Here is an 11414-nt window from a genome sequence, read left to right as displayed (position 1 = left end):
ATCTAAAAGGAAAAACAAACTGTCTTAAAGTTTGCTTTTCCTATGATAAACTTATAATGAAAAACTTTCTCCACATCCGCAAGTTCTACTTGCATTTGGATTGTTGAAATAAAAACCTTTTCCATTTAACCCTCCTGAATACTCTAAAGTAGTTCCTACAAGGTATAAAAAACTCTTTTTATCAACTGCAATTCTCACACCATTGTCTTCGAAAACTTTATCCTCTTCTGAAACTTCATGGTCAAACTTAAGTTGATAAGAAAGACCTGAACATCCACCACTTGTCACTCCTACTCTAACAAAGTCAGTAGTAGGATTAAAACCCTCGTCCTCCATCATTAAAGCGACGTGTTTTCTTGCTATATCTGAAACTTTTATCATACGTTACTTAAATAGATTAGTTCTAAAAAAATTGTCATCGCAAAGGTATTATAAAAAAATGGTTTGTGATCATAACTAACATATTTATAACGATTAGAAGTTTTAATACTAATATCACAAAAATCTATTACCGCAATGCAATATTAGCTATTGATAATGAACGAGTTTAGCTAAAATCATATAGAAACTTAAATACATTTTTGACTAAATTTCTAATAAATTCGATTTTTAAAATCATTTATAGCAAATTTCTTACCATTTATCCTATCCAACAATTCACAAAAATAAGATTTGATTGAACAAAAAGAGGAATTTGAAATTCAAAAGACAAAGTTATCCTTTTTAAAACAAACAACACAAAAAAACAGAATTTCTTTGTGGTAGAACCTCTACTTTTTTTTACTGCAAAACAGCTATCAAAATGCAAAATAATAACACACAGCCTATTGCACCAAAATGCAATCTTACACTTACTGCATACAACGTTAAAATCTCTCTGAACAAAAAAGAACGCTAAACCAGTACATTTTATATAAAATTCATCAGTGAACACAACGAAAATACTTTAAAAAACACCTGTGAAATAGCGATAAAAAAAATAAAAAAAAACAGGCGTAGATAAGCGATCAACAATTGCCAGACTAACAAAACAGCAACGGTAAAAACCAAGCACCAAATAGTATATCCCCCCTACTCTTACCAAAGGACAAGAGCAGTGAAACAAAAGAAGGGTTCAACTATAAATCTCTTATTAAGTACATTCAACGCCAAAGGTAAAAATCCACGCTTACAAATTCGCGTATCCCACCTTATGTATCCCTGCAGAATAAAGAAATGCACCCACTATAGACTGTTCAAAATATCACAACCTTTCAATAAAGCACGCAAAGAAACTAACAAATTTCATTCACGCATCTTATCTTCGTAACAACGATGCTCAACAACATTACATTTGACATACAGAAAACTAAACATCACAAAACTACTCATAGAATTGTCCCTTTTACATTATTTGTTTAATTTGCACACAACAACTCAAAAACGATCAAATTATGAATCTATATAGTATAGAAAGTGGCAACTTCAAACTGGACGGAGGGGCTATGTTTGGCGTAGTACCAAAGGTAATTTGGAATAAAACAAATCCAGCAGATAGCAATAACCTTATCGATATTGGCGCCCGTTTGCTACTCATAGAAGATGGAAACAGACTGATTCTCGTAGATACAGGAATGGGAAATAAACAGTCTGAAAAATTCTTTGGTTATTATTATTTGTGGGGGGACCATTCGATCGAAAAATCACTCAAGAAACACGGATTTCACCCAGATGATATCACCGATGTATTTTTGACTCATTTGCACTTTGATCACGTTGGAGGAGCGGTAAATTGGAACACAGATAGGACGGGATATACAAATGCTTTTAAAAATGCAAAGTATTGGACAAACGAAAACCATTGGCAATGGGCTACAAATCCAAATGTAAGGGAAAAAGCTTCGTTTCTAACTGAGAACATCATTCCTATCCAAGAGAGTGGAGCATTACACTTTATAGACAGACCAGATACTGACTTGCTCAAACAATCTGATTTAGGCTTTGATATATTCTTTGCAGATGGACATACTGAAAAACAAATGATACCCATCCTCAAGTACAAAGACAAAACGATTGCTTATCCTGCAGATTTGTTACCCACAGTAGGACATATTCCCCTACCCTATGTCATGGGTTATGATACAAGACCTTTGTTGACATTAGCAGAGAAGGAGAAGTTTCTCAAAATGGCAGCTGATAACAATTGGTATTTGTTTTTAGGTCATGACGCACACAATGAAGTAATTACAGTTCAAAATACTGAAAAAGGAGTGCGTTTAAAAGAAATACACCGAGCAGCTGATATATTAATTTAATGTTAAGTAAGCCTGCTAATTACCAGTATTTGATATTTTTAAACAATTTTACAGAAGAAACAATAAATATAACAATAATGCGATTGATTAAGCCTATTTATCTTTCTGCTGCTTTAGCAGTAGCTTTAGCAAGTTGCGGAGGAACAAAGAGTGTAGTAACTAACACTCAGAATTACGCACCTATTACGAATGTAGATCACTTACAAAAGAGAACTACACAATTGCCAGAAGAACAACTTAAGAGATGGAGTCACTTAGATATTCTTACTGATACAGTACCAGGAATGTCAGTAGACAAAGCTTATGAATTACTACTAAAAGGTAAGCCATTACCTAAAAAAGTAGTGGTAGGAGTAATAGACTCAGGTATTGAAATAGACCACGATGATTTAAAAAATCACATTTGGACAAACCCAAAAGAAATAGCAGGCAACAATATTGATGACGATAACAATGGTTATGTTGATGATATTCACGGCTGGAATTTCTTAGGAGAATCAGTTCATGAAACTGTGGAAATGGTGCGTGTTATTCGCCGTGGAGATGATGGATCGGCTCAATATAAGAGAGCGGTAGCTCAATACGAAAAAGAAAAGAATGATGCATACGAAGGAAAAGTTAAGGCTGAAATGTATGAAAGAGCAAGCGAACGCCTTGCTAAATTCTTAGGAAAAGAGGATTACACTTTAGCTGATTTAGAAGCTATTCCAGTAAAAGATGATGAAGATGATCTAACAGCAGCTGAAATTACACATTCAAAAAATGTGATCATTGGATTATTAAAAGGTGGTAGAGATGTATCGTGGATTGCAGCATATAAAAATGCAATGCAAAGCAAATTAGACAATCACCTAAACCTGGAGTCTACTTCACGCAAATTAGTAGGTGATGATCCAACTAATATTGAAGACAAATATTACGGAAACAACAACGTATTAGGACCAGATCGAGATGAAGCTAAACACGGTACGCACGTTTCAGGTATTATTGCACAATCAAGACACAATGATTTAGGAGGAGATGGTGTTGCATCAGACGTAGCTGAAATAATGGCAATTAGAGCCGTACCAGATGGAGACGAATACGATAAAGATATCGCGTTAGCTATCCGCTATGCAGCAGATAACGGAGCGAAGGTAATCAATGGTAGTTTCGGTAAATACTACGAAGAAAATAGTCAATGGGTACGCGATGCAATCGTATATGCAGAGAAAAAAGACGTATTAATCGTTGTAGCAGCAGGTAACGATGCTATGGACCTTAACATAGAAGGTGGTGTAGAAAGATACCCAAATGACAACGTTGCAATGGGACCAGAGATTTCAAACAACTTCTTAGTTGTAGGAGCTCTTAATCCAGAATTTGGAGACCATATGGTAGCTCGTTTTTCTAACTACGGTCACTATGATGTAGACGTATTTGCTCCTGGTGTGAAAATATATGCAACAGTACCACACAACACTTACCAATACTTACAAGGTACTTCAATGGCTTCTCCTAATGTAGCAGGTGTAGCAGCTTTAGTAAGAGCTTACTATCCAGAATTTACAGCAGCAGAAGTAAAGAAAATCATCATGGACTCTGGAGTTCCTGTGAATATTGATGTAGTTGTTGGAGAGAAAAGAGAAGTTCGCAAGTTTGATTCAATTTCGACTTCAGGAAAATTTGTGAATGCATACAATGCATTACTATTGGCTGAGAAACTTTCAAAAGCAAAAAAATAAACCAAATTAATACTTACTAACACTTTTACAGACTCCACAATTATAAACCCAAATGATTGTGGAGTTTTAATTTGAATAATCAATTATGAAAAAACTAATACTAACCCTTACTTTAACACTAACAGGCCTTATCAGTGTAGATGCGCATAATAATCCGAACCCAGGATATTGGCAGCAACACGTTGACTACGAAATGGATGTGAAAGTTGATGTGAAGAAGTTCACTTATAAAGGAACGCAAAAGCTTGTCTATACCAACAACTCAAATGATACTTTGAAAAACGTGTATTACCACCTGTATTACAATGCTTTTCAACCAGGCAGTGACATGGATGCATTATTGAATAGCATTCCTGATCCTGATTCAAGAATGGTAGATACAAAAAATATCAGAGGAAGAAAAGTTACTGAAAGCAAAATCACAAAACTAAAACCCGATGAAATAGGTTTTGTCAAAGTGAGTGACTTAAAACAGAATGGACAAATATTGGTTACAAAAACAGTAGGTACTATTTTAGAGGTAGAGTTAAAAGAACCTCTTGCTCCTAATACCTCTACAGAATTGACTATGACATTTGAAGGACAAGCACCTAAAATGGTGAGAAGATCAGGTCGTCAATCAAAAGAAGGAGTAGCACTTTCCATGGCACAATGGTTTCCAAAAATGGCTGAATTTGACTTTGAAGGTTGGCACACAGAACAGTATTTAGGAAGAGAGTTTCACAGTGTATGGGGAAATTTTGATGTTAAAATTACAATCGACAAAGAATATACTGTCGGAGGTACTGGAATATTGGTGAATAACAATGAGGTTGGACATGGTTATCAAGATGCAGGTACAGAGGTAGCTACATCTAAAAAAGACAAAACATTAACTTGGCATTTTAAAGCTGAAAATGTTTTAGATTTTACATGGGCAGCAGATAACAATTATATTCACGACACCTATCAAGGGCCAAATGGCGTAAAACTTCATTTCTTGTACAAGAACAATCCTGCTATTATTGAGAATTGGAAAAAACTACAACCAATAACAGCTCAATTAATGGAGTTTTTCAATGAGAATGTAGGAGAATATCCTTACGAACAATACTCTGTCATACAAGGAGGTGATGGAGGAATGGAGTATTCAATGTGTACACTAATCACAGGAGAAAGAAACTTTGAAAGCTTAGTAGGAGTTACAGCTCACGAATTAGCACATAGTTGGTTTCAACACGCCTTAGCGACAAATGAGACTAAACACGAATGGATAGATGAAGGATTTACGACCTTTATTTCAGATTTGGCTATGGTAAAGATACTACCAGAACAAGGTTCTAATCCATTTGCGTCAAACTACAAAAGCTATTATAAATTAGTTGAAAAGAATATGCACGAACCACTTTCTACACATTCTGATCACTACTTAACAAATAGAGCGTACTCAACATCTGCCTATAGCAGAGGAGCTATATTCTTAACACAGTTATCTTACATCATAGGATGGGATAATATGATGGCATCCCTTAAGAAGTTCTATAGCGATTACAAGTTTAGTCATCCGACACCAAATGACTTTAAACGCACAGCAGAGAGAGTTTCTGGTGCTGTATTAGATTGGTATATGATTGATTGGACTTTAACAAACAATACGATTGACTATGCAGTTCAATTTGTAGAAGAAGTTCAAAAGAATCAAACATTAGTTACCTTAGAAAGAATTGGAAGAAGTGGAATGCCGTTAGATATCTTAGTTGTATACGAAGATGACACCATGGAAACTTTCTACATACCATACACTTCTATGCATTGGACTAAACCAAATCAATATGTACAATACGAAAGAACAGTATTAGATGGCTGGGGATGGGCTCAACCAGAGTACAAATTTATAATTCCAAAAGCAAAAGGAAGTATTAAATCAATCATGATCGATCCAAGCCAATTTATGGCTGATGTCAATCAAGAAAATAATTTATATCAAAAGTAAAAAAGGCCACGCAAGTGGCTTTTTTTATTAAATATACCTAAGCTTTTTCTACCTTTGCATTCTAATCCAATGAAACATGTTTACCTATCCAAAAGAGGAAAAATTAAAGAGTCATACTACTATAAGTGAATTATTTACTACAGGAAAGTCTGTCAGCAAATACCCTTTGCGTATGGTCTATATACCATTGGAGAATAAACAAGAAGATAACATTCCACTTTCTATTGGAGTTTCAGTATCAAAGAAACACTTTAAAAAAGCGGTTGATCGAAATTATTTCAAAAGACTACTTCGCGAATCTTACCGCTTGAACAAACATTTACTCTTAGAAATAATAGATCAGCCTTATGCTATAATGTTGTTTTATCAAACCAAAGACAGATTAAGTTTTGCTGAAGTGAATGAAAAAATGATTAAGATGTTTGAGAAATTCAAAGATCAATTGCAACAAAAGCAATAGTCAAAAGTTAACTGAGGATTTTAACATTCGTATTTTTATTTGTATTTTAGGGGAGTACACGATCAAATAAAATGAAATAAAGAATGCTTAAATCTTCTAATTTACTTCACACTTCACAAAACCCGGTGCAACTGTCTTCTTCAAAGTTAACCTTAGAAGGCCAAACAAATTTTAGAGACTTAGGGGGAATTCCTAATAAAGAAGGCGTACCTATCAAAGAAGGTATTATTTTTAGATCTGGGCAACTTAACGACCTAACCTATCAAGATATAAAGTTATTAGGTGAATTAAATTTAACTTCCGTTATTGACTTCAGAAGTAAACAAGAAGTAAGCTTACAACCCCATAAATTGCCAAACTGCACTACTAATGCAATACACCTACCTATCACGCCAGGAAAAATAACACCAAGTAGTATTGAGAAAATTGTTGTAAGCGGAGATGTAGAAGGTGCAAACGAATACCTCTTGAGTATCTATAGACAACTCGTATTGGAGAATCAAAAAGAATACCGTCTATTCTTCGAGCAATTAATAAACAACCAAGGAACTCCTACTCTATTCAATTGTACAGCAGGAAAGGATAGAACTGGTTTTGCAGCAGTACTATTTCTTTCAGCCTTAGATATAGAGAGAGAACTTATCTATGAAGATTACTTAAAAACAAATCATTCTGTACAAACAATGATCAATCAATTGTCTGCAGTCTATCAATTGGAACACGAGAATCAGAAACAAGCATTCAACGATATGATGACTGTGAAAGAAGCTTATTTAAATGAAATATTCCATATCATTGATAAAGAATATTCTTCAATAGATCATTACTTGACTAAACAATTAAAAGTGGATAAAGAGAAAATTCAATCTATATACTTAAATGTATAAACGCTTTTTAAAAGCATTTAAGACCTTAATTATAAGGTTAAAACACAATACATATAAAACGTAAGATAATAGCTTAAATACACATTAAAAAACAAGAGAGAGGTAATAAGGATTACCTCTCTCTTTATTTAAAATATATTGTATTAATAATTCCCTCTAATTCAGCTAACATCTTTCGCTTGCTCATGGAAGGATTATAAACCATCCCTTCGATAAAAACATAACGGTCAATTTCCTCATCCTTAAAAACATAAGTCATATAAGGCCCTGTCATAAAACTATTCAACATATCCCAGGTTCCTTCGATTACAATACCTTCTTTACCTCCTAAGACAATAGACTTATGAGAAGATATCTCTTTGATGTAGGTTTTCATCATAGATCCAACTTCAGAGGACTGAATATACTTTCTTGTTACTGAATCTTTAGTAGCTATAATATTGTCAATCACAGTATTGTTCACATTTTCAATATTGTGGATAGGCACTGCATAAACAAGAATATTACTACTACCCGATGCGATATCCTTCTTAAACCAAATAAAGTCCTCCCCTTTCTTAGCTTGTTTGAAAGTAACAGGTAAGTCTAACTCAATGTCAAAAGGATGTGATAAAAGCTCCTTAGGATGTAATCTTTCAGAGCGAATATTATCTATATACACTTGAATCTCCGTTTTCTTAATCAAATTCTTAATTGAATCATTCTCAAGAATAAAAGTATTTACTAATTCATCTCGATTCATTGCTGTGACGACAAAATAGTTTTGAGGTGATGCAAACTTATTCCCTTCATAGGAAAAATTTATATCATTGTGGTTATCAGAAAAGACAACAATATTCCTATACTTCTTATAGTCTTGATCAAACAACCTCGGAGAAATTTGCAAAAGGCTATACTCCGATTCTGCAGGCTCTACATCCTTTACAAAAGAGGCTAAATAAGAACGAATACTATCTCCAATATTTCCGTACCATAGCTTATCATCAATAACGACTAAAATACTATTGTGCTCACCAAATGAATGAGGTAAAGAATCCCTTCTTAGAGCATCTTTACAGCTCAAGAGCAAAAAAAGAAATAAAACAGACAGTATTCTATGCATGAAATTACTTTATTTTCAATTTCATTCCAGGGTGAATAGGCGAATCATTCTGCATGTTATTTAACTCACATAATCTCGCAATGGTAACTCCCGGTATCTTACGGCTAATAGAATATAGAGAATCTCCCTTCTGAACCGTATAAAAACCTTTTGAGGCAGAAGCTTGAGCCACTACCGTTTTTCCAACAATTAGCTTTTTACCAGGGTAAATTGTATTGCTCTTCATGTTGTTCATTTTCTTCAACTGTGCAACAGTCAGTCCATACTTCTGAGCGATAATACCAACACTCTCTCCTTTGCGGATTGTATGGTACTTTGATCTATAGTCACTGCGTTCAGCAAGCATTTCGTTCATATTGTAGATAGGCTTTTCCTTTTTAGATTCTTCAAAATCCACATAAGCATAAATCTTATCCTCATTAGAAGCAAAAATTCCTATTCTATCAATTGGCAAACGGACAACATTCACTTTGTCACTCACATAAGGAATAAACTTCAGTTTATAAGTAGGGTTTAAAAACTCTATTTCTTCGTTTGTAATATCTAAAAGTTTAGAAATCTGATCAAAAGAAATTGCTCTTTTCACAGCAATAGTATCTGTTTCAACTAACTGGATAGGAGTTTTATCTGCATTAATACCGTGTTCTTTTGCATATTCGAACATATACATTGTAGCATAAAATGCTGGTAAATAGTTTTGTGTTTCACGTGGAAGATTATGTCTAATATTCCAGTAATTTTTAAACTCCCCAGATCGACGCATAGCCTTAGTAACGTTACCAGGTCCAGCATTGTAAGAAGCTAAAACTAAGTCCCAATCTCCAAACATTCTATACAAATCAGACATAAACTTTGCCGCTGCATCTGAAGATTTAACAGGATCAATGCGTTCATCTACAAAAGAGTTCACTTCTAACTTATACTGTTTACCAGTCGCATACATAAACTGCCACAGTCCAGTAGCTCCCACACGAGATCGCGCATTGGGATTCAAAGCAGATTCCACTATAGACAAATACTTCACTTCTAAAGGAACGTTGTACTTAGCCAACTTCTCTTCAAACAGAGGAAAATAGTATTCAGAAGCCCCCATTAATCGTTCAAAAGAGCGTTTTCTTTTCTTTAAAAAAGACTTTATCACCTTTTCTAATGTTTCATTATACTCCACATTAAAAGGTGTTTTCTCATTAAGTAATTGCAAACGTTCTTTTAAAAGATCAGTAGTTAACCCGTCATATTCATCGTCTATTTGAGCTAAATCGATACTTTCTATATCTTCTTGAATCTCTTCGTAAATATCAGAACTATTCAACTTATTCAACCACTGTTTCTCTATCTTATTGGTGATTTTATGATTGACAAAAGTTGCTTTAATAGAATCTAAATATACACTTGGATCTTCAATTTTACTTTGTGCAACATTAATCTTTTGATTAGTAATATTCTCAACATTATTTTCTTCGACCAAAATATGTCTTTCTTTCGACTGTGCTAAGCTTGCTATAGAAAACAAGCCGCAAGTAAGAACAACAAACCCACTGTATTTCATACTTTTCTCTTATAAAAATCACAGAAGAAAACCCTTACTAAAAGTTTTCTTCTGTGAATGTATTTAACTTAATCTTGAATAGCCTTTACTCCAGGTAATACTTTACCTTCTAACATTTCTAACATAGCGCCTCCACCAGTAGAAACGTAACTCATCTTCTCAGCTAAACCAAATTGTTTAACTGCAGCAACAGAATCTCCCCCTCCAACTAAAGAGAAAGTCCCCTTCTTAGTAGCTTCAGCAATGAAGTTTCCTAATTCAATAGTTCCATTTGCAAATTTATCCATTTCAAATACCCCTAAAGGCCCGTTCCAAAGTATGATTTTAGACTCTAATACAACAGATTTTAGTCCTTCTAAAGTCTTTGGACCAGCATCTAATCCTTGCCATCCATCAGGAATTTCTTTTACATTGACAATTTTAGTATTCGCATCAGCTGCAAAAGCGTCAGCAGCAACTACGTCAATTGGCAAATGAACAGTAACGTTTTTCTCTTTTGCCTTAGCTAAGATATCAAGTGCTAAATCTAACTTATCATCCTCGCAAATAGAATTACCAATCTTTCCACCCATAGCTTTGATAAAAGTAAAAGCCATACCTCCACCGATAATCATGTGGTCAATTTTATCTAAAATATTCTCAATAATAGTAATTTTAGAAGACACTTTTGAACCACCTAAAACAGCAGTTACAGGCTTATCTTTACTGTGAAGTACTTTATCTAAACTTTCGATTTCTTTAGCTAATAAGAAACCAAAGCATTTATTGTCAGGGAAAAACTTAGCAACGATAGTTGTAGAAGCATGTGCTCTATGTGCAGTACCGAAAGCATCGTTAATATAAAAATCAGCTACTGAACCTAATTCTTTTGCAAATCCCTCATCACCTTTTTCTTCTTCATTGTAAAAACGCAAATTCTCCAATAAAATCACATCACCTGCTTTAGCATTAGCAACTGCTTTTTTCACTGGTTCCCCAACACAATCCTCAACAAAAGTAATTTTGCTTCCCAAAATTTCTTCCGTTTTAGAAACAATATGTTTCAAAGAATACTTCGCATTTTTCTCTCCATTTGGTCGCCCTAAGTGTGAAACAAGAATTGCGATACCTCCATCTTTAGTAACTTTTTCTATAGTTGGCTTAGCAGCTTCAATACGGTTGCTATCAGTAACGTTAAAGTCTGCATCTAAAGGCACATTAAAATCAACGCGGATTAAAACCTTTTTACCTTTAAAATTGAAATCATTAATTGTTTTCATATATAAAAATTTGAACCAGTTATTTTTTATTGATTCACAAATATAACCCATTTTGTAAACTAAAAGACTGATATTTATTACAGAAAGAGATTATAGTATAAATATAATAGAGTAATTCTTAAATAAAAACACATACAGCACATTTTTAAATTTAAAAAACAGAATAA

At 33.9% G+C, this 11414-nt stretch carries 9 protein-coding genes; 5 read left to right on the top strand and 4 right to left on the bottom strand.

Going from position 1 to position 11414, the window contains the following annotated elements; translation table 11 throughout:
- Positions 1-51: 51 nt before the first annotated feature.
- Positions 52-381 (bottom strand): HesB/IscA family protein, encoded by a 330-nt coding sequence (locus tag NWE55_RS07390; protein ID WP_155091917.1) that lies wholly within the window; start codon positions 379-381, stop codon positions 52-54.
- Between the two features lie 1052 nt (positions 382-1433).
- Here NWE55_RS07390 and NWE55_RS07385 point away from each other — a divergent pair.
- The 5 genes from NWE55_RS07385 (at position 1434) to NWE55_RS07365 (ending at position 7337) form a co-directional block, all read left to right on the top strand.
- Positions 1434-2294, top strand: a complete 861-nt coding sequence (locus NWE55_RS07385; RefSeq protein WP_155091916.1) for an MBL fold metallo-hydrolase — start codon at positions 1434-1436, stop codon at positions 2292-2294.
- A 77-nt stretch (positions 2295-2371) separates the two neighbouring features.
- Positions 2372-4018 (top strand): S8 family peptidase, encoded by a 1647-nt coding sequence (locus NWE55_RS07380; RefSeq protein WP_155091915.1) that lies wholly within the window; start codon positions 2372-2374, stop codon positions 4016-4018.
- 85 nt (positions 4019-4103) lie between these two features.
- Entirely contained in the window at positions 4104-5990 is a 1887-nt protein-coding gene (locus tag NWE55_RS07375; RefSeq protein WP_155091914.1) for a M1 family metallopeptidase, read from the top strand.
- A 76-nt stretch (positions 5991-6066) separates the two neighbouring features.
- Positions 6067-6450, top strand: coding sequence for a ribonuclease P protein component (gene rnpA / locus NWE55_RS07370; RefSeq protein ID WP_155091913.1), 384 nt, complete (start codon positions 6067-6069; stop codon positions 6448-6450).
- Between the two features lie 83 nt (positions 6451-6533).
- Positions 6534-7337, top strand: coding sequence for a tyrosine-protein phosphatase (locus tag NWE55_RS07365; protein WP_155091912.1), 804 nt, complete (start codon positions 6534-6536; stop codon positions 7335-7337).
- A gap of 124 nt (positions 7338-7461) precedes the next feature.
- Here the strand turns inward: NWE55_RS07365 and NWE55_RS07360 are convergent, their stop codons facing one another.
- From NWE55_RS07360 to NWE55_RS07350, 3 genes are all read right to left on the bottom strand, one after another.
- Positions 7462-8439, bottom strand: a complete 978-nt coding sequence (locus NWE55_RS07360; RefSeq protein WP_155091911.1) for a DUF4837 family protein — start codon at positions 8437-8439, stop codon at positions 7462-7464.
- A gap of 4 nt (positions 8440-8443) precedes the next feature.
- Positions 8444-9988 (bottom strand): lytic transglycosylase domain-containing protein, encoded by a 1545-nt coding sequence (locus NWE55_RS07355; protein WP_155091910.1) that lies wholly within the window; start codon positions 9986-9988, stop codon positions 8444-8446.
- 68 nt (positions 9989-10056) lie between these two features.
- Entirely contained in the window at positions 10057-11247 is a 1191-nt protein-coding gene (locus NWE55_RS07350) for a phosphoglycerate kinase (protein WP_155091909.1), read from the bottom strand.
- Positions 11248-11414: the final 167 nt, after the last annotated feature.

Source organism: Myroides albus (genome assembly GCF_024722315.1).
Taxonomy (GTDB): Bacteria; Bacteroidota; Bacteroidia; order Flavobacteriales; family Flavobacteriaceae; genus Flavobacterium; species Flavobacterium album_A.
This window is presented reverse-complemented; position numbering and strand designations above follow the sequence as displayed.